The organism is Vibrio sp. Vb0304 (assembly GCF_033338995.1).
GTDB lineage: Bacteria > Pseudomonadota > Gammaproteobacteria > Enterobacterales > Vibrionaceae > Vibrio > Vibrio alginolyticus.
The window spans coordinates 1-23,693 of sequence record NZ_JAWOTT010000021.1 but is presented as its reverse complement, the minus strand read 5'-3'; the positions used below and the strand labels follow the sequence as shown (position 1 = coordinate 23,693).

General features: G+C 44.5%; 19 protein-coding genes, 1 tRNA gene, 1 pseudogene and 1 riboswitch. Of the genes and pseudogenes, 7 read left to right on the top strand and 14 right to left on the bottom strand.

Translation table 11 applies throughout. The features are described 5' to 3' along the window. Nucleotides 1-176 precede the first annotated feature (176 nt). The 3 genes from R7P35_RS19245 (at nt 177) to R7P35_RS19235 (ending at nt 4,415) form a co-directional block, all read left to right on the top strand. Nucleotides 177-1,373 carry an acetate kinase gene (locus tag R7P35_RS19245; RefSeq protein WP_005380807.1) on the top strand — a complete coding sequence of 399 codons (1,197 nt, stop codon included), beginning with the start codon at nt 177-179 and terminating at the stop codon, nt 1,371-1,373. Nucleotides 1,374-1,505: 132 nt separating this feature from the next. After that, nucleotides 1,506-3,650 (top strand): phosphate acetyltransferase, encoded by a 2,145-nt coding sequence (gene pta / locus R7P35_RS19240; protein WP_005380805.1) that lies wholly within the window; start codon nt 1,506-1,508, stop codon nt 3,648-3,650. A 342-nt stretch (nt 3,651-3,992) separates the two neighbouring features. Then, on the top strand, nt 3,993-4,415 hold the full coding sequence (locus R7P35_RS19235; RefSeq protein WP_005380804.1) for a hypothetical protein: 423 nt from the start codon (nt 3,993-3,995) through the stop codon (nt 4,413-4,415). A gap of 114 nt (nt 4,416-4,529) precedes the next feature. Here the strand turns inward: R7P35_RS19235 and R7P35_RS19230 are convergent, their stop codons facing one another. The 11 genes from R7P35_RS19230 to moaA all read right to left on the bottom strand — a co-directional run bounded on the left by R7P35_RS19230 (nt 4,530) and on the right by moaA (nt 14,631). Next, nucleotides 4,530-5,477 carry a glutathione S-transferase family protein gene (locus tag R7P35_RS19230; protein ID WP_213886606.1) on the bottom strand — a complete coding sequence of 316 codons (948 nt, stop codon included), beginning with the start codon at nt 5,475-5,477 and terminating at the stop codon, nt 4,530-4,532. 167 nt (nt 5,478-5,644) lie between these two features. Continuing rightward, nucleotides 5,645-6,658, bottom strand: a complete 1,014-nt coding sequence (gene oppF, locus R7P35_RS19225; RefSeq protein WP_005387265.1) for a murein tripeptide/oligopeptide ABC transporter ATP binding protein OppF — start codon at nt 6,656-6,658, stop codon at nt 5,645-5,647. After that, a complete protein-coding gene (locus R7P35_RS19220; RefSeq protein ID WP_005380792.1) occupies nt 6,637-7,608 on the bottom strand; it encodes an ABC transporter ATP-binding protein in 972 nt (323 codons plus the stop codon). The genes oppF and R7P35_RS19220 overlap by 22 nt, the downstream gene beginning before the upstream one ends. Nucleotides 7,609-7,635: 27 nt before the next feature. Then, the gene (gene oppC, locus R7P35_RS19215; RefSeq protein WP_017633861.1) at nt 7,636-8,538 is read right to left on the bottom strand and encodes an oligopeptide ABC transporter permease OppC; all 903 of its coding nucleotides are present in this window, start codon (nt 8,536-8,538) and stop codon (nt 7,636-7,638) included. A gap of 15 nt (nt 8,539-8,553) precedes the next feature. Beyond that, nucleotides 8,554-9,474, bottom strand: coding sequence for an oligopeptide ABC transporter permease OppB (gene oppB, locus R7P35_RS19210; RefSeq protein WP_005380786.1), 921 nt, complete (start codon nt 9,472-9,474; stop codon nt 8,554-8,556). A 128-nt stretch (nt 9,475-9,602) separates the two neighbouring features. Continuing rightward, on the bottom strand, nt 9,603-11,279 hold the full coding sequence (locus R7P35_RS19205) for an ABC transporter substrate-binding protein (RefSeq protein WP_017633862.1): 1,677 nt from the start codon (nt 11,277-11,279) through the stop codon (nt 9,603-9,605). Nucleotides 11,280-11,810: 531 nt separating this feature from the next. After that, complete coding sequence (gene moaE / locus R7P35_RS19200; RefSeq protein WP_005380781.1) at nt 11,811-12,266, bottom strand: molybdopterin synthase catalytic subunit MoaE; 456 nt, start codon at nt 12,264-12,266, stop codon at nt 11,811-11,813. Between the two features lies 1 nt (nt 12,267). Then, a complete protein-coding gene (moaD, locus tag R7P35_RS19195) occupies nt 12,268-12,525 on the bottom strand; it encodes a molybdopterin synthase sulfur carrier subunit (RefSeq protein ID WP_170890430.1) in 258 nt (85 codons plus the stop codon). Then, the gene (gene moaC, locus R7P35_RS19190) at nt 12,522-13,001 is read right to left on the bottom strand and encodes a cyclic pyranopterin monophosphate synthase MoaC (protein WP_005380779.1); all 480 of its coding nucleotides are present in this window, start codon (nt 12,999-13,001) and stop codon (nt 12,522-12,524) included. Before moaC ends, moaD begins: the two co-directional genes overlap by 4 nt. 26 nt (nt 13,002-13,027) lie before the next feature. Next, complete coding sequence (gene moaB, locus R7P35_RS19185) at nt 13,028-13,540, bottom strand: molybdenum cofactor biosynthesis protein B (protein ID WP_005388935.1); 513 nt, start codon at nt 13,538-13,540, stop codon at nt 13,028-13,030. Nucleotides 13,541-13,641: 101 nt separating this feature from the next. Continuing rightward, nucleotides 13,642-14,631, bottom strand: coding sequence for a GTP 3',8-cyclase MoaA (gene moaA, locus R7P35_RS19180; RefSeq protein ID WP_017636052.1), 990 nt, complete (start codon nt 14,629-14,631; stop codon nt 13,642-13,644). After that, nucleotides 14,620-14,754: riboswitch (molybdenum cofactor riboswitch) on the bottom strand. Its footprint overlaps the gene before it by 12 nt. Nucleotides 14,755-14,929: 175 nt before the next feature. On the opposite strand from moaA, the gene R7P35_RS19175 reads away from it, so the two are divergent. Further along, complete coding sequence (locus R7P35_RS19175) at nt 14,930-15,826, top strand: YvcK family protein (protein ID WP_005388931.1); 897 nt, start codon at nt 14,930-14,932, stop codon at nt 15,824-15,826. Nucleotides 15,827-15,963: 137 nt separating this feature from the next. Here the strand turns inward: R7P35_RS19175 and luxU are convergent, their stop codons facing one another. The 3 genes from luxU to uvrB form a co-directional block, all read right to left on the bottom strand. Continuing rightward, nucleotides 15,964-16,308: a quorum-sensing phosphorelay protein LuxU gene (gene luxU / locus R7P35_RS19170; RefSeq protein WP_136976695.1), complete on the bottom strand. Its 345-nt coding sequence runs from the start codon at nt 16,306-16,308 to the stop codon at nt 15,964-15,966. Beyond that, nucleotides 16,305-17,711, bottom strand: a complete 1,407-nt coding sequence (gene luxO / locus R7P35_RS19165) for a quorum-sensing sigma-54 dependent transcriptional regulator LuxO (protein WP_005380768.1) — start codon at nt 17,709-17,711, stop codon at nt 16,305-16,307. Before luxO ends, luxU begins: the two co-directional genes overlap by 4 nt. Before the next feature lie 290 nt (nt 17,712-18,001). Then, a complete protein-coding gene (uvrB, locus tag R7P35_RS19160) occupies nt 18,002-20,032 on the bottom strand; it encodes an excinuclease ABC subunit UvrB (RefSeq protein WP_258458471.1) in 2,031 nt (676 codons plus the stop codon). A 559-nt stretch (nt 20,033-20,591) separates the two neighbouring features. Between uvrB and R7P35_RS19155 the strand changes: the two genes are divergently transcribed. The 3 genes and pseudogenes from R7P35_RS19155 to R7P35_RS19145 all read left to right on the top strand — a co-directional run. Continuing rightward, nucleotides 20,592-20,667: transfer RNA gene (locus tag R7P35_RS19155), tRNA-Asn, on the top strand. 351 nt (nt 20,668-21,018) lie between these two features. After that, complete coding sequence (gene pflB, locus R7P35_RS19150; protein WP_065274718.1) at nt 21,019-23,316, top strand: formate C-acetyltransferase; 2,298 nt, start codon at nt 21,019-21,021, stop codon at nt 23,314-23,316. A gap of 305 nt (nt 23,317-23,621) precedes the next feature. Beyond that, nucleotides 23,622-23,693, top strand: a pseudogene (locus R7P35_RS19145) (electron transport complex subunit RsxA); the annotation flags it as partial.

Here is a 23,693-nt window from a genome sequence, read left to right as displayed (position 1 = left end):
TCTATCTGCACGGATCGCATCATAGTGATGGAAGGGTTCATCACTATTTCTTTATATGGAATTAGAACAATTTTTGACCAGGATTAGTACGCAGCCTTCTGGGTATCGGCTATTCTTGTGATTAATTTTTCATTCTTTAACTGATTTTTTATCAGACGAATAACAGGTAGTCATACATGTCTAAGCTAGTTTTAGTTTTAAACTGCGGTAGTTCTTCTCTTAAATTTGCCGTTGTTGATGCCGAGAACGGCGACGAGCACTTGTCAGGTCTTGCTGAGTGTCTTCACCTTCCTGAAGCTCGCATCAAGTGGAAACTTGATGGCAAGCACGAAGCTCAACTAGGCAATGGTGCAGCTCACGAAGAAGCACTAGCGTTTATGGTAGAAACTATTCTTGCTTCTAAGCCAGAGCTTAAAGCTAACCTAGGCGCAATCGGTCACCGTATCGTTCACGGCGGCGAGCAGTTCACTCAATCTGCACTAATTACTGATGAAGTTCTAAAAGGTATTCAAGACGCTGCAACATTTGCACCTCTTCATAACCCTGCTCACATCATCGGTATCGAAGCGGCTAAGAAAAACTTCCCAGAGCTGAAAAACGTTGCTGTATTTGACACTGCGTTCCACCAAACTATGCCTGAAGAGTCTTACCTATACGCTCTTCCATACAACCTATACAAAGAACACGGTATCCGTCGTTACGGCATGCACGGTACTTCTCACTTGTTCATCACTCGTGAAGTTGCAGGCCTACTAAACAAACCAGTTGAAGAAGTAAACATCATCAACTGTCACCTAGGTAACGGCGCATCTGTATGTGCGATCAAGAACGGTCAATCTGTAGACACTTCTATGGGTCTTACTCCACTTGAAGGTCTGGTAATGGGTACTCGCTGTGGCGACATCGACCCTGCTATCGTCTTCCACCTACACGACGCTCTAGGTTACTCTGTTGATCAAATCAACACGATGCTAACTAAAGAGTCTGGTCTTCAAGGTCTAACTGAAGTGACTTCTGACTGTCGTTTCGTTGAAGACAACTACGGTCAAAAAGAAGAAGCAACACGCGCAATGGACGTGTTCTGCCACCGTCTAGCTAAATACGTTGCTGGCTACACTGCTTCAATGGAAGGCCGTCTAGACGCAATCACTTTCACTGGCGGTATCGGCGAGAACTCTGGCCCTATCCGTGAAATGGTTCTAAACCGTCTTGGCATCTTCGGTATCGAAGTAGATAGCGAAGCTAACCTTAAAGCTCGCTTCGGCGGCGAAGGCGTTATCACGACTGAAAACAGCCGTATCCCTGCAATGGTTATCTCTACTAACGAAGAGCTAGTCATCGCTGAAGACACTGCTCGCCTGACAGGTCTTTAATTGAATTCCTGGCTAGCCACTCGGCTAGCCAGGAATTCAAACGAATTTCTTAGGGGCTCAACTCCTATTCTTCGAGCTTCATGGAATAAGAGTTGAGCTTTTATCCCCCAAATAGCTAAAGGTACTCTACGAATGTCTCGTACTATTATGCTTATCCCTACTAGCGCAGGCGTTGGCCTAACAAGCGTTAGCATGGGTGTTCTTCGCGCTATGGAGCGTAAAGGCGTTAAAGTTTCTTTCTACAAGCCAATCTGTCAGCCACGTTCAGGTGGTGATCAGCCAGATCTGACTTCAACTATCGTTGGTCGTAACAGCGATATGAAGATCGGTGAACCAATGGCGATGTCTGTTGCTGAAAGCCTAATCGGTAACGACAACATGGACGAGCTGCTAGAAACCGTTGTTGAACGTTACAACCAAATCAACAAAGACGCAGACGTTACGCTAATCGAAGGTCTTGTACCTACTCGTAAGCACCCATTTGCAAACCAAGTAAACGCGGAAATCGCGGCAACACTTGGTGCAGAAATCGTGCTAGTTGCGACTCCAGGTACTGATAACCCTGCGCAACTGAAAGAGCGTATCGAAGTAGCATGTTCTAACTTCGGCGGCACTAAAAACAAAAACATCTCTGGTGTTATCATCAACAAGCTAAACGCTCCTGTTGACGAAGCTGGCCGTACTCGCCCTGACCTATCTGAAATCTTTGACGATGCAGACAGCGCGAAACAAAACGAATTGAAAGTGATGGAAATTTTCAACACTTCTCCAATTCGTGTACTAGGTTGTGTGCCATGGAGCATTGATCTGATTGCGACTCGTGCAATCGACATGGCTAAACACCTGAAAGCAGATATCATCAACGAAGGTGACATCAACACTCGTCGCATCAAGAGCATCACTTTCTGTGCACGTTCTCTGCCAAACATGATTGAGCACTTCAAACCGGGTTCTCTACTTGTTACTTCTGCAGACCGTCCTGATGTTATCGTTGCTGCTTCTCTTGCTGCAATGAACGGTGTGGATATTGGTGCAGTACTGCTAACTGGCGGTTACGATATCCCTAGCGAAATCGAAGGCCTATGTAAACCAGCATTCGACACTGGTCTACCTATCTTCAAAGCACAAGGTAACACTTGGCAAACGTCTCTAAACCTACAGAGCTTCAGCATCGAAGTACCTGCAGACGATAAAGAGCGTATCGAGTTCATCAACGAACACGTTGCTGGCCACATTGACGGTAACTGGATCGAGTCTATGACTGAAGGCACTCAGAAGTCTCGTCGTCTAAGCCCACCAGCGTTCCGTTACCAGCTAACTGAACTTGCTCGTAAAGCAGGTAAGCGTATCGTTCTTCCAGAAGGTGACGAACCACGCACAGTTAAAGCAGCGGCAATCTGTGCTGAACGCGGCATTGCAGACTGTGTACTTCTAGGTAACCCAGATGAAATCCGTCGCGTAGCAGCTCAACAAGGCGTTGAGCTAGGTACTGGTGTAACCATCATCGATGCAGATGCTGTTCGTGAAAACTACGTTGCTCGCCTAGTTGAGTTGCGCGGTGCGAAAGGCATGACTGAAGTTGTGGCTCGTGAGAAGCTACAAGATTCAGTATTCCTAGGCACAATGATGCTTGAGAACGACGAAGTTGACGGCCTAGTTTCTGGTGCTGTTCACACTACGGCGAACACTATCGTTCCTCCGTTCCAAATCATCAAGACGGCACCAAATGCGTCTATCGTATCTTCAGTATTCTTCATGCTTCTGCCTGATCAGGTACTGGTTTACGGTGACTGTGCAATCAACCCAGATCCAACTGCTGAACAGCTTGCTGAAATCGCTATCCAATCTGCTGACTCTGCAGCAGCATTCGGTATCGAACCACGCGTTGCAATGATCTCTTACTCTACTGGTGAATCTGGTAAGGGTGCAGACGTTGATAAAGTACGTGAAGCTACAAAACTGGCTCAAGAGAAACGTCCTGATCTTATCATTGACGGTCCTCTACAGTACGACGCTGCTATTATGGAAAACGTTGCTGCTTCTAAAGCACCAAACTCTCCAGTTGCAGGTAAAGCGACAGTATTTGTATTCCCAGACCTAAACACGGGTAACACAACTTACAAAGCGGTACAACGTTCAGCTGACCTAGTATCTATCGGTCCAATGCTGCAAGGTATGCGTAAGCCTGTAAACGACTTGTCTCGTGGCGCGCTAGTAGACGACATCGTGTACACCATCGCTCTAACAGCTATCCAAGCAGACCAAGAAGCTAAATAATCGCTTCTGACATCTAGTTGGATATAGATACAAAGCCCTCGATTCGTCGAGGGCTTTTTCTATTGCTGGCCAGAACACTTATTTGTTTTTTATACCAATCACTGCACAACCTATAATTACTGGTGCACAAAGCTTTTCTCCCTATCGCCCCCCATACCTAATCGACATTGCTCGTGCTTGTTCTTACACCGATTGACCCACTCCCAAAAAATGCATTGGCTCCAAAGCAGCACGGTCCTGTTCAATTTATCGACATTATTTACGTTTTAGCTAAACTTTTTTGCTAGGAAATACGTAAAAGCTACTGCAATGCAAAAACTCATTGACTGCTAAGGAATATATATGAAGGATTTCATCAATACATCACTGATAAAGTTTGGTTTAGCTGCGTTTCTGATTAGTTTTTCTTCATTCAGCTTTTCCGCCCCGAGTATTAAAGGCGTCGATCAAGATATGTCCGGAGGAACGGTGACCGCTGAAATGGCTCATGCTGATGACAATGGGTGGATGGTTGTCCACCGAACAGACGAATCAATGAAGCCTGGTCCTGTTATCGGCTACGCTCCGTTAAAAATGGGAAAGAATGAAAACGTAAATGCAATTTTGATGGAACCAGTAGAATCAGGCGATATGCTGATGTTAATGGTCCACGGAGAGAAAGGTGGCATGAAGACTGGCGTGTTTGAGTATACGCTCGGCGCTAAAGAGGACGGTCCTGTAAAAGTGGACGGAAAGCTAGTGATGGACATCGTACGCGCTAAGTAAGGTGGCGATGAATGAAAAAGTAAACTTCCTACTCCAGGTATTTAGATGACACAAAAGTACTTAACGGCATTACTAACCGTTAAGTACTTTTTCATTTGCGATGAAAGCAGCAAACTAGCCAATACTTTCTCTTCCATGAGGAGTATTTAAGTCTAAATCAGGCCCTTTGGGTACAACTTGCGTCGGATTAATCCCAGTGTGGCTGAAGTAGTAGTGGCGTTTAATGTGATAGAAATCCGTCGTTTCTTCGACGCCTTCGACTTGATATAACTCTTTTAAGTAGCCTTGTATATTTTCGTAGTCTGCGATGCGCTGCTTGTTACACTTGAAATGCCCCACATACACCGCATCAAAACGAATAAGAGTCGTAAACAAACGCCAATCAGCCTCAGTAATTGTGTTCCCTGCTAAGTAACGATGCGTCGCTAAGTGAGCATCGATTTTATCTAACGCATTAAACAAAGAATCAAACGCTTCTTCATACGCCTCTTGTGTAGTCGCGAAGCCACAACGATACACTCCGTTGTTGACATTCGGATAAACAAAATCGTTCCACTCATCAATAACGTGTTTTAGATGATCTGGATAGTAGTCGTCGTGATTCCCTGTTAACGCATTGAATTCCGAATTGAACATGCGAATGATCTCTGACGACTCGTTTGACACAATAGTATTGGTCTTTTTATCCCAAAGTACAGGCACGGTTACGCGGCCCGTGTAATCGGGTTTGGCCTGCGTGTAAATTTGATACATGCGCGTGTGACCAAACAATGGCTCAGGAAGCCCCATTTGCCAACCTTGGCTGAGCATATCAGGGCAAACGACCGTGACATCAATATGTGGTTCTAAACCTTTCAGCTTGCGGAAAATGAGGGTTCGATGTGCCCACGGACAAGCAAGAGAGACATACAAATGGTATCGACCGGACTCTGGTGTAAACTCCGCATCAGGGTCGTTTTTAACCCAGTTACGGAATCCGGCATCTTCGCGCACAAATTTGCCACCATTTGATTTTGTGTCATACCAGACATCTTGCCAAACACCTTCAACCAACTTACCCATGATTGCTCTCCTCTCGTTCTGTTTGTGTCTATATTAGCGTTTCCTATCAAACAGAGAATCATCGAACTTAGGACATCATGTTCAAGAAATTCGAATGTATAAATCAGACACATAAAAAAAGCGCGACCCGATGAAGGTGTCGCGCTTAAGCCCGTCACAGGCTGAATTTATACACTAACGTGTAAACAAGATACCGCGTGAACGTCATTACCTAAAATGGTTGGCTTTGTCTTCGCACACTCTTCGGTTGCTTGTGGGCAACGAGTTCGGAATACACAACCCGACGGTGGGTTGATAGGTGAAGGAAGATCACCCTCTAACATTTGGATTTTCTTATTGCGCTCAATATCCGGGTCCGGGATCGGAACCGCAGACATCAGCGCACGCGTATATGGGTGCTTAGGATCAGCAAACAGAGCCTCGGCCTCGCCAAGTTCCACGGCATTACCTAAATACATAACTAAAACGCGATCTGAAATGTGTTTAACGACAGACAAGTCATGCGCAATGAATACCAGAGAAAGCCCTAACTCTTTTTGAATCTCTTTAAGCAGGTTAACAACCTGAGCTTGAATAGATACATCAAGCGCCGATACTGGCTCGTCACAAATGATCATCTTAGGCTTAAGGATAAGCGCACGCGCTATCCCGATACGCTGACACTGACCACCCGAGAACTCGTGTGGGTAACGGTTAATCACGTTAGGTAATAGGCCAACTTTCGCCATCATCTCTTTAACGCGATCTTTCACTTCCTGCTTAGACAGTTCTGGATAGAATGTCTCAAGAGGTTCAGCGATGATATCACCAACAGTCATACGCGGATTCAGCGATGCCAATGGGTCTTGGAAAATCATCTGAATTTCTTTACGCGTCTCACGGCGCTGAACGCTTTTCATTTTAGTAAGGTCTTGACCCAACCACACTACTTGGCCGTCAGTAGCTTCAACCAGACCAATGATGGCACGAGCAAACGTCGATTTACCACAACCTGATTCACCTACTACACCAAGCGTTTCCCCTTCGTATAGTCGAACGTTCACGCCATCTACCGCTTTCAGGCTCGAAGGCTTTGACCACGGCCATGCCGACTTTGAGGCAATGCTGAAGTGAACTTTCAGCTCAGAAATGTCCAGAATTAGTTTTTTGTCTACTGCGTTCATTTGTTCCAAGCCTCCCATTCAGAAAAACATGCACGCTGACGACCATCACCAAATGGTGTCAGAATTGGCGCCTCGCGCTTACAACGATCCATCACACGGTGACAGCGCTCTTGATAAGGGCAGCCCGGCGGTAGACGAAGCAAGTTTGGTGGATTACCAGGAATGGTCGGCAGAATTTCACCCTCAGTATCGAGGCGAGGAATCGCCTTCAGCAGCCCCTCCGCATAAGGATGGCTTGGATTGTAGAAAATTTCGTTTACGTTGCCGTACTCCATAGTACGGCCTGCATACATCACCAGCACCTTGTCACACGAACCTGCAACCACACCAAGGTCGTGCGTGATCATGATGATCGCTGTGTTGAACTCAGATTTCAGCTCATTCAACAAGTCCATGATCTGTGCTTGTACCGTCACATCAAGTGCTGTTGTTGGCTCATCGGCAATAAGCAGTTTAGGACGACATAACAACGCCATCGCGATCATTACACGCTGACGCATACCGCCTGAAAACTCATGCGGGTACATCGTGATACGCTTACGCGCTTCAGGGATTTTTACCGCTTCCAGCATGCGTACTGATTCTTCAAATGCTTCCGCTTTGCCCATGCCTTTGTGCAGCATAAGCACTTCCATCAACTGATCACTCACTTTCATGTAAGGGTTCAGTGATGTCATTGGGTCTTGGAAGATCATTGCGATCTGTTCCGCACGCACTTTGTTCAGTTCTTTTTCTGGTAAGTTTAGGATTTCTTTGCCTTCAAACTTTGCGCTACCAGAAATAATACCGTTCTTAGCCAAAAGGCCCATGATTGCGAATACGGTTTGAGATTTACCTGATCCCGACTCTCCAACGATACCTAAGGTTTCGCCTTGGTTGAGAGAGAAGTTCAAATCGTTTACTGCGGTTACGATACCATCTTGCGTGGTGAATTCGACGCGCAGATCTTTGACATCTAATAAGCTCATCATTGCTTCCTTAATCTTATCTTTTAATTATCTGTCTTTTGGATCCAGCGCATCGCGCAGGCCGTCACCAACGTAGTTGAAGCAGAATAGCGTCACAACCATGAACACTGCTGGGAATGCCAGCTGCCAGATTGCTACTTCCATTGTCTGTGCACCTTCTTGTAGAAGAGCGCCCCAACTTGTCATTGGTTCCTGAACACCAAGACCAAGGAATGATAGGAATGATTCCGTTAGAATCATACTTGGGATAAGCAGCGTAGAGTATACCGCTACAATACCCAGTACGTTAGGTACGATATGACGAGTAATGATTTTCCAGTTGCTTACACCACACACATGTGCCGCTTCGATAAACTCCTTGCTACGTAGACTAAGAGTCTGACCACGTACGATACGCGCCATATCTAGCCATGCGATAGCACCAATCGCAACGAAGATCAGCATGATGTTACGACCGAAGAATGTTACCAGTACAATCACCAGGAACATAAACGGTACCGCGTATAAAATTTCTAGAATACGCATCATTACGCGGTCAACTTTACCGCCGATGAAACCAGATGCTGCGCCGTAAAGCGTACCAATCAGTACCGCTACAAATGCACCCATAACACCTACCATCAACGAAATACGACCTCCAATTAGCGTACGCACGTATAAATCACGGCCTAAGCTGTCAGTACCAAACCAATGGTCAGCATTCGGTGCAACGTGCATCGCGTACCAGTCAGTATCATCAAATGTGTACGGTGCGATCATTGGCAGGATAATAACCGCCAACGTCATTAGAACAAGAAGGAATAAGCTCACCATCGCCGCTTTGTTGCGCATGAAACGGATACGAGCATCTTGCCAAAGACTGCGACCTTCAATCTCCAAGTTTTCGGAGAATTTCTCAATCGCTTCTAGGTTTTCTTTTTTCGTTAACATAACCAAACGTCCCTGTTAGTAGCGAATTTTCGGGTCAATCATTGCAAGTAAAATATCTACAATCGCGTTGAATAGAATGAATAGGAAACCAATCAGAATGGTTACCCCCATTACTAGCGAGTAGTCACGGTTAAACGCAGCGTTAACGAATAGTTTACCAATACCAGGCAGACCAAAAATGGTTTCGATAACAACGGAACCGGTGATGATACCTACGAAAGCTGGACCCATGTAAGAAACAACAGGGAGAAGTGCCGGCTTAAGAGCGTGTTTGATAATGATATAACGGTAACTTAGACCTTTAGCACGTGCCGTACGAATAAAGTTACTGTTTAGGGTTTCGATCATCGAACCACGCGTAATACGAGCAAAGGTAGCAACATACAGTAGCGACATACCAATAACAGGAAGCACTAAATACTGCCAGCTACCATCTTGCCAACCGCCCGCAGGGAAGATATTCCAGTGAAGCGAGAATATGTAGATAAGCGCAGGCGCTAATACGAAGGATGGCATTACGACACCAAGCATCGCAGTCGACATAATGGTGTAATCAATCCAAGTATTTTGCTTGAGCGCAGCAATGGTACCGACGGTAACCCCCATTATCAAAGTAAAGATAAAGGCGATGAAGCCCACTTTAGCCGAAACAGGTAAGGCAACCGCGATCAGCTCGTTTACTGAGTAATCAAGGTATTTAAATGACGGTCCGAAATCACCTTGGATAACATTGGTCAAATACGTGGTGTATTGTTCAAATACAGGTTTATCCAAGCCATATTTAGCTTCGATATTTGCCATTACTTCGGGTGGCAATGGACGCTCTGTCGAGAAAGGGTTTCCCGGTGCAAAGCGCATAAGAAAGAAAGATACGGTGATCAAAACCAACATTGTTGGGATCGCCTCAAATATCCTTTTTGCGATGAATTTAAGCATAAACTCACTCTTTCAGTCTGTGACAGTTAAATTAAAGAAGTCGTCCAATTCTTTTGGACTAAAGATAGGCGCTACATGCAATTTCTCACATGTAGGGCCTCATTTTTATAGTTCTATCGAGTTACGAATTACTCTGTGATGTAGAGATCTTTAGAGTAAATCTTGTCTTCCGCGTTATTTACTGGGAAGCCACCAACTTTCGGTGATAGTAGACGTGATTTCACGTACTGGTAGATAGGTGCGATTGGCATATCTTTTGCCATCAACTTCTCTGCTTCTAGGTAAAGCGCTTGACGCTCTTCGTCAGAAGTTGAAGCAAATGCTTTGTTCATGATCGCATCGTACTCTTTGCTGTCGTAGTGAATACCACCAGTAGTGTTATTACTCATCATCAGCGTTAGGAAAGATGAAGCTTCGTTGTAGTCGCCACACCAACCTGCACGAGCAACCTCAAAGTTGCCAGAATCTTTGGTAGATAGGTAAGTTTTCCACTCTTGGTTTTCTAGCGTAACGTCAAGACCAAGTGTCTTCTTCCACATTGAACCCAGTGCAACCGCAAGTTTCTTGTGGTTCTCTGATGTATTGTATAGAAGGTTAAATTCAAGAGGGTTGTCTGCGCCGTAACCCGCTTCTTCCAATAGACGCGCAGCTTCTGCGTTACGCTCTTCTTGCGTCATTTTGCCGTATGCAGGGATTTCTGGGTTGAAACCTGCCGTAATTTCAGGTGTTAGGAAGTAAGCTGGCTTTTGACCTTGACCTAAAATCGCATCAGTCACAATGTTACGGTCAATCGCATAAGAAATCGCTTTACGCACACGAACATCATCAAACGGCTTTTTCTTCGTATTGAAGATGTAGTAGTAAGTACATAAGTTACCGGTTACAGACACTTCTTGTGGGTGCTCTTTCTTCAGACGCTTGAAGTGCTCTGTAGGCAGCTCGTTCGTGAAGTCGATTTCACCCGCTAGGAAGCGGTTCATTTCCGCTACTTGGTTCTCGATTGGTAAGAAAGTCACTTGATCAAGCGTCGTGTTTTCGTTGTCCCAGTACTGTTCGTTACGTTTTAGAACCAAACGCTCATTTACAACCCAGTTGTCAACAACATAAGCACCGTTACCTACAAAGTTCTCTGGCTTCGTCCATTGATCGCCGAACTTTTCAACAGTTGCTTGATGAACAGGTTTCACTGTCGTGTGGCCCATCATCATTACAAAATATGGTACTGCAGTATCTAACTCAACCACTAACGTGTGGTCGTCAACCGCTTTAACACCTAACTCGCTCTTATCTTTTTTACCCGCAACAATGTCTTTTGCGTTCTTCATCTTGGTGTATTCCATGTACCAAGCATATGGAGAGGCGGTTGCTGGATCGACTGCACGTTGGAAGCTGTAAACGAAATCACCTGCAGTGACAGGATCACCGTTTGACCATTTTGCGTCTTCACGTAAGTGGAAAGTGTATGTTTTGTTGTCTTCAGTTTCCCAAGATTCTGCAACACCAGGGATAGTGTTACCGTCCGCATCTTGGTTTACAAGGCCTTCAAGAAGATCGCGAATCACGTGGGATTCTGGAACACCTTGAGATTTATGAGGGTCTATTGTCGCAACTTCTGTACCGTTACCACGCACCAATTCTTGAACAGCAGCAAGTTTTGGCTCTTTAGAATCAGATTTAGCTTCAGGGGCTGGAGCCGGAGCAGGCTCAGCAGCTTGTTTCTCCGCAGGCTTTTCACCACAACCAGCTAGAGCGAGAGAAAGACCAGCACCAATAAATAAAGCGCGCGTGATTTTATTCTTATACATGCGTAAAACTCCAAATTTTTTCGTTAGCATCCATGACTTCTTTGTAAGGGCCTGGAACGGTCAGAGTTTTAGATTTTTTTAGTGCACTTTCTGAGCACAAAAGTCTAAAACCTTACAAAGACTGCGGCACACATTAGCAATCATTGAAGTAATTTGCCATAAAAATGTAGCAAAAAAACCAATAATGCTGACTAAACCACACATATCTAGCAGTAAACTCTAACCCCAAAGCATTCACCAGCCAAATAAAGACCAGAAGCGACATTTAACAGGCGAAACTTTCGATTAATCTGAGTTTAAACCATTTACTAGCATCTTATGCTAGATATTTACACATCATTTAACATTTATGACAAATCAAGTCTAACAAATAATTGTTTATATATTGGGCAAAAAACTTTTATTGTGAAGAATATCACCAGACAAAAGATAGGAAATATTGAAACAAAGTGAGCAATACAATGAAGATAAATACAAAAAAAGCTAAGTGCCATTAGCACTTAGCTTTTTTCACTAGAATGCGGGTTAGTTCTATTTTTCCCAACGCTGTGCAGCTTGATGATCGGTGTCGCGCGACTCAATCCAACGATCTTCATTCGTCGTACGCTCTTTTTTCCAAAATGGTGCTTGGGTTTTCAGATAATCCATGATGAACTCGCACGCATCAAATGCCGCGCCGCGGTGCGCACTGGAAACGCCCACAAATACAATTTGATCACCGCTATCCATGTCTCCGACACGATGAATCACGCGTACACCTAATAGTGGCCAGCGAGACTCAGCTTGATCGCAAATGTCGCTCAAGCTCTTCTCTGTCATCCCCGGATAGTGCTCTAGATGTAAACCAATGACATTATCCCCAAGGTTCATATCTCGAACTTTACCAACGAATGTAACGACAGCGCCGGCAGCCGTCCCTTCAGATAGACGTTGATATTCTTGCTCAACCGAAAAGTCTTCAATTTGTACAGAAACACGAGAATCCATCTTAACCCCCAGTTACCGGCGGGAAAAACGCAACTTCGTCACCTGCTTTTACTTGTGTATCCAGAGGGACGATGGATTGGTTCACTGCAGCAAGTAGCTTTCCTGGCTCGAGCGCTAAATCCCACTTGCCATCTTTCTTAGTGCCTTCTTCCACTAGATGTGAACGAATTGATTCAACCGTTTCAAACGGCCCGTCTAACTCGACACTGTCGATGCCAATCAGCTCGCGAGTTTGAGCAAAGAAAAGTACTTTAATCATGATTCCACCTTAAAGTGACCAGATTTACCACCCGTTTTCTCTAGTAGACGAACTTGACCAATGACCATGTCTTTTTGTACTGCTTTACACATATCGTAAATCGTTAGAGCAGCAACGGAAGCTGCCGTGAGCGCTTCCATTTCCACACCAGTTTTACCCGCAAGTTTACATACTGATTCGATGCGAACTTTGTTTTCTGCTTCGATAGCTTCCAGTTGAACTTCAACTTTAGAGAGTAGTAGCGGATGACAAAGTGGAATCAAATCCCAGGTTTTCTTCGCAGCTTGAATACCAGCAATACGAGCCGTCGCAAATACATCACCTTTGTGGTGCTGGCCAGAGACAATCAGTTGAAGTGTTTCTGGGGCCATGTGAACAAATGCTTCAGCACGAGCTTCACGAACCGTCTCCGTTTTTGCTGACACGTCAACCATGTTTGCTTCGCCAGAAGCATTGATATGTGTAAATTGGGTCATTGTTTTTCCTTCGCTTTTAGGAAAGGTTATACAGATAGGTGTGGCATGAAGTTACAAGGGCGATGACTTGCATCCAACTGCTGTTTAATAATTTTTGTCCAGCCTGTGCGGCACGCACCAGTTGAACCTGGCATTGCGAAGATCACGGTGTGGTTAGCAAAACCAGCAATCGCACGAGACTGAATCGTAGACGTACCGATCTCTTCGTACGACACCATACGGAACAACTCACCAAAACCTTCAACTTCTTTATCAAATAGAGGCTTAAGTGCTTCTGGCGTGCTATCACGTGAGGTGAAACCTGTACCGCCAGTAATCATGATCGCTTGTACGCTTTCATCAGCAATCCATTGAGAAACAATCGCGCGGATCTTGTACATGTCATCAATAACAATTTGCTTGTCTACTACGTTGTGACCCGCTTCTTGAGCATGCTCAGCTAGGTAACGACCAGAGGTATCGTTTTCTTCAGTACGAGTGTCAGATACCGTTAGAACGGCAATATTTGCAGGTTGGAATTTGCTTTCAGCGTGACCCATTTGTTCACCTATTCTCTTAATTAGCTTTGATACGCTTGGTATCGATTCGGAAAAAGTTAGAGCCAGCTTATCACTAAGCTCGCTCTAAAAGTTGAATGAAGTTAGCCGCCGATAGACGCGAGGTGTGGCGTCATACCAGTATTGCCATCATGCAAGAAATGGCTTACCGACTTGGTTTGTAACTGCGCCTGGATACGTTCAATAAGCTCACTCTCTTGCTCATCACGTTCCAAAAGATCACGCAATTCTACACCGTGGTCTCCAAACAGACATAGGTGCAGCTTACCCATCGCAGAAACGCGCAGTCGGTTGCAGCTTTCACAAAAGTCTTTTTCATAAGGCATGATAAGACCTATTTCACCCTTGTAATCAGGATGAACAAATACTTGCGCAGGACCATCATTATGCGAGCGCACTTTCAGCAACCAACCATTTGCAATTAGCTGGTTACGAATTGCAACTCCGGATACATGGTGCTTATTAAATAGCTCATCCATCTCACCCGTTTGCATCAACTCAATGAAACGCAGTTGGATTGGACGATCTTTTATCCAGTTAAGAAACGCTGGCAGCTCGTGATGGTTCAGATCTTTCATCAACACCACATTAACTTTTACTTGCTCATAACCGACCTCGAACGCACGTTCGATACCATTCATGACTTCAGTAAACTTATTTTCACCTGTGATTTGATGAAACATACGCGGGTCAAGGCTATCCACACTGACATTAATGTGGGTTAAACCCGCTTCACGCCAATCTGCGACTTGTTTTGCCATGCGATAGCCATTGGTTGTCGTTGCAACTTTTTGAATGCCAGGCGTCGCCGCTACTGAATGGATTATGTCGGTAAAATCTTTGCGTAAGCTAGGCTCACCACCAGTGATGCGCACTTTTGACGTGCCACAATCAGCGAATGCTTTTACGACCCGTTTGATTTCAGGGAGAGATAAAAAAGACGAGTTTTTATTGCCCGAAGGCTTATAGCCATCAGGAAGGCAATAGGTACATTTGAAATTACATACGTCGGTCACAGACAGACGCAAGTAATAAAACTTACGATGAAATTTGTCTTCGAATTGTTGCGCCACGGAACACCTTTCCAAACACGGGAGGCATGGCCATTTCCAATCATGCCCTTGTGACAGTATGCCACTGGCTCAAAACGCTTATCCAAGGACTTAGCAATAGTGAGCTCGGAGTTATGGCAACCAGAGATATGAAATCTCTGATAGCTTTGCGGTGTAAAATACTTAATATTTGTAATGGAATCCAGACTTGAGTGATAAAAAACTCTCTAGAGACACAATTTACCGCTAAGTGAGTACCTTTAAGACACTCCTTAAGATAAATTGTAGCCGTTTTTTATTAGATTATTAGAAGAACATAATGAATATCTACACAGATAAAAAAGTGGTCGCTGTTGGCGGTGGTCATGGCTTAGGTCGAATGCTGGCCGCATTACGAGATTTTGGCAGCAATGCAACTGGGATTGTTGCCACGACTGACAATGGTGGTTCAACAGGAAGAATTCGTCACTGCCAAGGAGGAATCGCTTGGGGAGACACACGTAACTGTATTAATCAGCTCATTACAGAGCCTTCGATCAGTTCTATGATGTTTGAATATCGCTTCAAAGGCACTGGCGAACTTGATGGTCATAATCTTGGTAATTTGATGCTTACTGCACTCGATAACTTATCGGTCAGGCCTTTAGATGCCATTAATCTGATTCGCAATATGTTAAAAGTCGACGTTAACATCCTTCCTATGTCCGAACACCCTTCGGATCTTTCCGCGTTATCCGTAGATGGGAAGTGGGTTACGGGAGAAACAAATGTCGACGAAATGAAAGCAGACTTGCGACGTTTGGATCTTTCACCAGAAGTGCCTGCTACCAAAGAAGCCATCACAGCTTTGGCGGAAGCGGACGCGATTATTCTTGGCCCTGGCAGTTTTTTAACTAGTATCATGCCTCCTTTATTGCTGCCTGAACTCGGCAAAGCGATTGCAGCAAACACAAAAGCAAAAGTCATTTTTGTTGCTAACCTGAGCCCAGAATACGGCCCAGCAGGACGTATGACGATGGCTCAAAAGTTAGAATGGTGTGAACGTGCCTGCCAAGGAAGAAAAATAGACGTGGTTCTAGCAGAAAAAACCGAGCAAGACGTCTTAAGTCAATGGAATGTAGTGACGGAGTCACTCGCCTCCTCTAACCGAGACTGGCGTCACGATAGAAACAAGCTCAAACTAGCGATTGAAAATCAGCTACAACTTTCTATCTAGGAGCACGTTACCTGACTAGCGCCCTCTTTTAAGTTGTTTGTTGATAATGAAAACCCTTCTGTCATCGAAGGGTTTTAGTTCAGGCATCCAGTAAGAACAGATGTTTACTAAGAAAAATGGTTAATAGGAATAAATAGCTACTGTCGCCAAGAGCGATAAGCATCTCGAGTTTCGTGCAAAAGATCGAACATCGCCTCTAATTCCTCAGACTCCGCAGTTAAATCATCGGCTTTCGCTTTTTTGTCTATGGACATCGCCAGTTCACAAAGGCGATCTGCCCCAAAGCTCGCAGCACTACTTTTCAGCGCGTGGCTGATTTCTTTTGAGTAAGCTAATCGCTCTGCCCCCTGTAGTTGGGATAAGTTCTCGATATAGGTATCCATTTCTCCTAGGAAGATATCGAACAGTACAGGTACGTTGTCACTGCCAATTTCCATCGACAGTTCATCTATTTTTTGCTGATTTAATACATTTACACTCATACTTTTTGCCGCTCTTCCTTGCCGTTCCATGCCTGTAACTTGCGGTAAATCGTCGACGGACTGACATCAAGGTATCCCGCCGCTCGAGGAATATTGCCATCACATGCTTCAATCGCTTGCTCGATTGCCATTTTTTCCGTCATCCATAATGGCATAATCTCAGATGCGGTCATCGCTTTCGGCTCAATTAATTTAGCCACAGACGACGGACGGTCAAGCGGTTGATTCAACGGTGGCGGTAACATGTCCAACGTAATCTCTTTACCGTTGTTTAGAACAACGATATTGCGTAGCACGTTTTGTAACTGACGAACGTTACCCGGCCACTCATAGCTGTTGAATCGCTCGATGACATCAGGCGCAAAACGTATGAAGCTTTTTCCTTCTTCGTGTGACATGTAACCTAACAGTGAGTATGCAATTTCAATAACATCTTCGCCTCGTTCGCGTAAAGGCGGTAAATGCAAAGGAATGACATACAAACGATAGTACAAATCTTCACGGAATCGACCTTCTTGTACCTCTTTCCAGGGATCACGGTTAGTGGCACACACAAAGCGCACATCCACGCTCTTCATTTTTGAGGAACCCACTTTTTGGAATGTGCCCGTTTGAATAAATCGTAGCAACTTGGTTTGTAAATCCAAGTCCATCTCACAAAGCTCATCTAGAAAAAGTGTGCCGCCATCCGCTAACTCAGCAGCCCCTTGACGATCATTCGCAGCGCCAGTAAAGGCCCCTTTTACGTGACCAAACAGTTCACTCTCAATCAAATCTTTTGGAATTGCAGCACAGTTAATTGCAATAAAAGGTTTGTCACCACGTTTACTTGCTGCGTGAATAGCCTCGGCACATACCTCTTTACCAGTACCACTTTCACCTGTGATAAAAATACTCGCTTTACTGCTCGCCGCTGAATCTATCGTACGGTAAACCTGCTGCATGGTTTGGCTACTGCCGATAAACCCCTGATAGCTCTGATTACCTGGATTATCGGCTTCATTTTTTAGCTTGGTCGCTTTACGAATGGCATTGTTAACCGTGACACGTAAACGGTCTGCTTCACACGGTTTGATTAAAAAGTCTTGTGAGCCATGACGCATGGCCTCGACAGCGGTATCGATAGAACCGTGAGCGGTCATAAAGATTATAGGTACGTCGGGATGACTCTTTTTAACGGCATGTAAAACGTCCATCCCCGTCATATCTGGCAGACGGAGATCGAGTAAAATAAGATCTGGAATTCGATGATTTAGGCTCTCAATGGCATCCCTACCTGTGCCGACAATATTGATATCTATGCCAAGCGGTGTCAGGTATGAGCGGTACAGAGCCGCAACAGATGCTGTGTCCTCGACCATTAAAAGGTAACGAGACTTTGGGCCTTCGGGTTTTTGTTGCATAACCTAGCTATTATTTTGTTGTGTTTTAAACAATAATCGCATTACGCTTTGCATTTTGCAAATAACATTAGCTAAATTATGGGCAAAGGAAAAAATTCAAAAATAATATCAATTATTTAAAAAGTGGCACAAACCATGCTGTAACGATAGTGACCCCTCGGGTCACCTAGCCAACTGACGTTGTTAGTGAACGATATGTTCACAAAACAAGCCAATAGACCCGACTGCCTATTGGCTTCTTTTTTTTACAAGCGACCTAAATGCTTGGATAGCTAAATCGGTAAGTTTGTTCAACTATTTGCGATGAACTGCGCTCGTAGTTTTTCAATCTCGTCACGCTTTTGTGCCGCTAACTCAAATTCTAAATCTTGCGCATGCTGATACATCGCCGCCTCCAGTCGACTGATTTCTTTTTCTAGCTGCTGAGGGGACAGTGCCTCGTAAGTTTGCGAAGGCTCCGCCACTTTCGATAATGGTACCTGTTTAGTGTTACGCTGGCGTTTAGACTTAGTGATATCGCCAAGTTCCATGATGTCTTTGATATTTCGTTTGAGCGCTTGTGGCGAAATACCCATTTCTTCGTTGTACGCTTCCTGCTTCTCGCGACGACGGTTAGTTTCATCCATCGCCTTTCTCATTGAGTTGGTGATTCGGTCAGCGTATAGAATCGCTTTACCTTCGATGTTTCGCGCAGCACGACCAATGGTCTGAATGAGTGAGCGTTCAGACCGCAAGAAGCCCTCTTTATCCGCATCCAAAATTGCAACTAACGAGACCTCTGGCATATCCAGGCCCTCTCTCAATAAGTTTATTCCCACCAGCACGTCAAATTCCCCAAGGCGAAGATCACGGATAATTTCCACACGCTCAACAGTATCAATGTCTGAGTGTAAATAACGTACCTTAACATCATGTTCGTGAAGGTATTCGGTGAGATCTTCAGCCATTCGTTTGGTCAGTGTTGTAACCAGAACTCGTTCATCTTTAGCAGCGCGAATACGGATCTCAGACAATAGGTCGTCGACTTGTGTCGCTACTGGGCGAACCTCCAACTCAGGGTCAAGCAAGCCTGTAGGGCGAACGACTTGATCCGCTACATCACCCGCCGATTTTTCTAGTTCGTAATTTCCAGGAGTAGCAGAGACGAAAATCGTCTGTGGCGCTAGTGCTTCAAACTCCTCAAACTTCAGTGGACGATTATCCAAAGCTGAAGGTAAACGGAAACCAAACTCCACCAGCGTTTCTTTACGCGAACGGTCACCTTTATACATGGCACCTATCTGCGGTACTGTCACGTGAGATTCATCGATGATCAACAAGCCATCATGAGGTAAGTAGTCAAACAGGGTTGGTGGCGGCTCACCTTCCGAGCGTCCACTGAGATAACGAGAATAGTTTTCGATACCGGAGCAAAAGCCCAACTCATTCATCATTTCGATATCGAATTGAGTGCGCTGGCTAATTCGCTGCTCTTCCAGTAGCTTGTTGTTATCTAGAAGCTGCTTTTTGCGCACTTCTAGTTCGACTTTAATATTTTCAATCGCTTCAAGAATGCGATCTCTTGGCGTGACATAGTGTGTCTTGGGATAGATGGTATAGCGCGGCAAGTCTCGTTGTTTCACCACGCCTGTCAATGGATCGAACACACTGATGCAATCCACCTCATCGTCAAACATCTCAACGCGCACAGCGTCTTGGTCTGATTCAGCAGGGAATATATCAATCACCTCGCCACGGACACGGAACTGCCCTCGCTCAAAAGCAACATCATTGCGCGAGTATTGGAGCTCCGCTAGGCGACGAAGCATATCACGCTGATCAATCACATCTCCACGTCGCAAATGAAGCATCATTTGTAAGTAGGATTCCGGATCACCCAAACCATAGATAGCTGAAACCGAAGCAACTATAATAGCGTCTTTCCGTTCCAATAAAGCTTTAGTGGCAGACAGTCGCATTTGCTCAATGTGGGCGTTAACCGAAGCGTCCTTTTCAATGAAAGTATCTGTTGTGGGAACGTATGCTTCAGGTTGGTAGTAATCGTAGTAAGAAACAAAATACTCAACCGCATTATTAGGAAAGAATGACTTCATCTCACCATATAACTGAGCAGCAAGCGTTTTGTTTGGCGCAAGTAATATTGCAGGTCGTTGGGCTTGAGCAATCACATTCGCTAGTGTGAAGGTTTTACCTGAGCCTGTGACCCCCAACAAGGTTTGATGTGCTAGCCCAGCATCGAGCCCCTCAAGCAACTGATTGATCGCTCCTGGTTGATCGCCCGACGGCTGATAATCGGAGACCAATTCATAGACTTTACTCATACCCTTCCTCAATTTTACTGCGCTTTGGCTGTATATATATACACCTTAGCTAATGAAATCTACGTCTATCGAGAATTTAACCATCATTGTTAATAAATTTTCTTGTTTGTCTAGAATGCTATAGCCATACAAAAGTGACTCTGATATAGTACTTCGCCCTAGTTGAAGAGCTACACACATTCTTCACATTATAGTTTCCACAACTTTTCCCCAAAAATTAGCTTAAAACTTTCTTATCCCCAAAAGATTGATTTTTATCCACTTTGAATACCTTTTGATTAACATCGATAAATCTCTGTTTTATTTGCTTATTTTACGCATAACTCTGACTAAAGATTCATTAAATAAAAACTTAGTTGCATATCAATTTTCTTTACCCAGATCTCATCAACATACTTATCCACAAATTTAGTGGATAACTAACCTCGAGCCTTTACTGGCAAGCCATACAGAAAAGTAAAGCCCTTAACTCAATATTTTTTTCTAAAAATGTATTTTTTTACTGTTGACAGTAGTTTGAGTGCTCGGTAAGATTCGTCCCGCTTTCAAGCAAAGCAATTCCTCCTTAGCTCAGTTGGTAGAGCGACGGACTGTTAATCCGCAGGTCGCTGGTTCGAGCCCAGCAGGAGGAGCCAGATTATAGAAAAGCCGTGTCGCAAGACACGGCTTTTTTTGTATCTTAATCGCCATGAAATCTAAGCCAATCTAGGCGTCATAAAATCACACCGAAATAAGTTCAAATTACAGAACTCATAACATTGTCATAGATAGTGTTCTCACAGTACCACACATTTAATTCTGTCTCTTTTCTAGCAAAAAATAATCATAACCAATTGAATCTATTATTAATGCAATTTAATCATTGAAAAAATGAAAAGCATTCATTTTACTCATACCAAATAAATCCATACGATTAAAAGGGTTAAGAATGGTTCCGTCCTACTCGTCGCCTCCATTCTAATTATCAATAACTTAGGGATTTACTTATGACTATTCCGACAACTGACATGCTAGATGCATGGGCTGGATTTACTGCTGGTGAATGGCAAAACTCTGTCAACACACGTGACTTCATCCAAAAAAACTATACACCCTATGAGGGAGACGAGTCTTTCTTAGCCGAGGTTAGCAAATCCACTTCAGCATTATGGAACCAAGTGCTTGAAGGCATAAAACAAGAAAGCCGCACACACGCCCCTATTGATTTTGACACAGACTTGCCCTCAACAATCACTTCCCACGATGCAGGCTACATCAACAAAGATCTGGAAAAGATCGTTGGCTTACAAACTGATCAACCGCTAAAACGTGCAATCATCGCCAATGGCGGGATTCGCATGGTAAAAAACTCGTGCGAAGTTTATGGCCGCGAATTGGATCCAACGGTTGAAAAAATCTTCACTGAATACCGTAAAACTCACAACAAAGCGTGTTTCGACCTTTACACCAAAGAAATTCTAGCCTGTCGTAAATCCGGCATCATCACGGGCCTTCCTGATGCTTATGGCCGTGGTCGTATCATTGGTGACTATCGCCGTCTCGCCCTATACGGTATCGACTTCTTAAAAGCAGACAAAAAAGAACAATACAATTCAACACAAACGTTCTTAGAACAAGGCAACGATCTTGAGAAAACACTTCGTCTTCGCGAAGAAATAGCCGATCAAGTTCAAGCACTTGAAGACATTCGTCAAATGGGTCTGAAATACGGCATTGATATGTCGCTACCTGCAAAAACAGCACAAGAAGCGATCCAATTTACCTACTTTGGCTACCTAGCGGCGGTTAAATCGCAAAACGGCGCAGCAATGTCACTGGGCCGTACTTCGACTTTCCTAGACGTCTATCTAGAGCGCGATATCGCAAACGATTTGATTGATGAATCACAAGCGCAAGAAATGATTGACCACTTCATCATGAAGCTACGCATGGTTCGCTTCCTACGCACACCAGAATACGATTCATTGTTTTCTGGCGACCCAATCTGGGCAACCGAAGCCATGGCAGGTATGGGTGTTGATGGCCGTACACTAGTATCTAAAACGACATTCCGATACTTACATACGCTACATACTATGGGCCCTGCTCCTGAACCAAATATGACGATTCTTTGGTCAGAGCAATTGCCTGAAGCGTTCAAACAATATGCTGCAAAAGTGTCGATTGATACCTCTTCGGTTCAATACGAAAACGACGATCTAATGCGTCCTGATTTCGACAATGACGACTACGCGATTGCCTGTTGTGTGAGCCCGCAGGTTGTTGGTCAGCACATGCAATTCTTTGGTGCACGTGCCAACCTTGCAAAAGCACTGCTTTACACCATCAATGGTGGTATCGATGAAAAATCGAAAGCGCAAGTGGGTCCGGTAGTGGACAAAGTTCAAGATGAAATTCTCGACTTTGACGCTTTGATGCCTCGTTTCGACAATATGTTGGAGTGGCTAGCAACGCAATACGTCACAGCGTTGAACATCATCCATTACTCACATGACCGTTACAGCTACGAAGCATCACTGATGGCATTGATGGATCGCGACGTGCACCGCACGATGGCGTGTGGTATTGCAGGTCTGTCTGTTGTTGCAGACTCTTTAGCAGCAATTAAATACGCAACCGTGAAACCCGTTCGTGATGAAGATGGCATCGCCGTTGATTTTAAAATCGAAGGTGATTATCCAAAATTTGGTAACAACGATGCCCGTGTTGATGACATCGCTTGTGATCTAGTTGAGCGCTTCATGAAGAAAATTCAGAAGATGCACACCTACCGCGAAGCAGTGCCAACTCAATCGATTTTAACAATCACATCTAACGTGGTTTACGGTAAAAAAACGGGTAATACACCAGATGGCCGTCGCGCAGGTATGCCTTTTGGACCGGGTGCAAACCCAATGCACGGTCGTGATGAAAAAGGGGCGGTTGCGTCTCTGGCATCGGTTTCTAAATTACCGTTCGCTTACGCTAAAGATGGTATTTCTTACACTTTCTCAATTGTGCCTAACGCATTGGGTAAAGATGACTTGAGTCAGAAGAAGAACCTAGCTGCGCTAATGGATGGTTACTTCCATCACGAAGCAAGCAACGAGGGCATTGCGATTGAAGGTGGTCAACACCTTAACGTCAACGTTCTGGACCGAGAGATGTTATTGGATGCGGTTGAACATCCAGAGAAATACCCTCAGTTGACGATTCGAGTGTCTGGTTATGCGGTACGTTTTAACTCTCTAACGACAGAGCAACAGCAAGACGTCATCACTCGTACCTTCACAAGTAAGATATAAACACAGTCCATCAAGCACTCAGAAAGTTTAAATAATTAGCTTGTAAATATGCGTTGCCCGCCTCTCTTTTCTACCTGGGAGAGGCGGGCTTTTTTTAAAATCACACATTAGATGAAAATTAATAGGTAGTATCCTCTCGCTAACAATACATTCAGCAAACGATTCAATTTCTTATTGATTCATCAAAATACATCAATTAGACGACTATTTTTCCATCGTGTATGTAAAACCACATCGTTCACTGGTTGTTATTGGTGTCACAAAACACGATAATATCAAGATCGGATTTTAAGAACGTAATAACTATGACCGAATATGTTTTGTTGTTGGTCGGCACTGTGCTGGTGAACAACTTTGTACTGGTGAAGTTTTTGGGC

Bases quoted from the DNA above. Each gene is read 5' to 3' on its own strand.
- R7P35_RS19245 (WP_005380807.1), top strand. From the start codon at position 177: ATGTCTAAGCTAGTTTTAGTTTTAAACTGCGGTAGTTCTTCTCTTAAA.
- pta (WP_005380805.1), top strand. From the start codon at position 1,506: ATGTCTCGTACTATTATGCTTATCCCTACTAGCGCAGGCGTTGGCCTA.
- R7P35_RS19235 (WP_005380804.1), top strand. From the start codon at position 3,993: ATGAAGGATTTCATCAATACATCACTGATAAAGTTTGGTTTAGCTGCG.
- R7P35_RS19230 (WP_213886606.1), bottom strand. From the start codon at position 5,477: ATGGGTAAGTTGGTTGAAGGTGTTTGGCAAGATGTCTGGTATGACACA.
- oppF (WP_005387265.1), bottom strand. From the start codon at position 6,658: ATGGGAGGCTTGGAACAAATGAACGCAGTAGACAAAAAACTAATTCTG.
- R7P35_RS19220 (WP_005380792.1), bottom strand. From the start codon at position 7,608: ATGAGCTTATTAGATGTCAAAGATCTGCGCGTCGAATTCACCACGCAA.
- oppC (WP_017633861.1), bottom strand. From the start codon at position 8,538: ATGTTAACGAAAAAAGAAAACCTAGAAGCGATTGAGAAATTCTCCGAA.
- oppB (WP_005380786.1), bottom strand. From the start codon at position 9,474: ATGCTTAAATTCATCGCAAAAAGGATATTTGAGGCGATCCCAACAATG.
- R7P35_RS19205 (WP_017633862.1), bottom strand. From the start codon at position 11,279: ATGTATAAGAATAAAATCACGCGCGCTTTATTTATTGGTGCTGGTCTT.
- moaE (WP_005380781.1), bottom strand. From the start codon at position 12,266: ATGGATTCTCGTGTTTCTGTACAAATTGAAGACTTTTCGGTTGAGCAA.
- moaD (WP_170890430.1), bottom strand. From the start codon at position 12,525: ATGATTAAAGTACTTTTCTTTGCTCAAACTCGCGAGCTGATTGGCATC.
- moaC (WP_005380779.1), bottom strand. From the start codon at position 13,001: ATGACCCAATTTACACATATCAATGCTTCTGGCGAAGCAAACATGGTT.
- moaB (WP_005388935.1), bottom strand. From the start codon at position 13,540: ATGGGTCACGCTGAAAGCAAATTCCAACCTGCAAATATTGCCGTTCTA.
- R7P35_RS19175 (WP_005388931.1), top strand. From the start codon at position 14,930: ATGAATATCTACACAGATAAAAAAGTGGTCGCTGTTGGCGGTGGTCAT.
- luxU (WP_136976695.1), bottom strand. From the start codon at position 16,308: ATGAGTGTAAATGTATTAAATCAGCAAAAAATAGATGAACTGTCGATG.
- luxO (WP_005380768.1), bottom strand. From the start codon at position 17,711: ATGCAACAAAAACCCGAAGGCCCAAAGTCTCGTTACCTTTTAATGGTC.
- uvrB (WP_258458471.1), bottom strand. From the start codon at position 20,032: ATGAGTAAAGTCTATGAATTGGTCTCCGATTATCAGCCGTCGGGCGAT.
- pflB (WP_065274718.1), top strand. From the start codon at position 21,019: ATGACTATTCCGACAACTGACATGCTAGATGCATGGGCTGGATTTACT.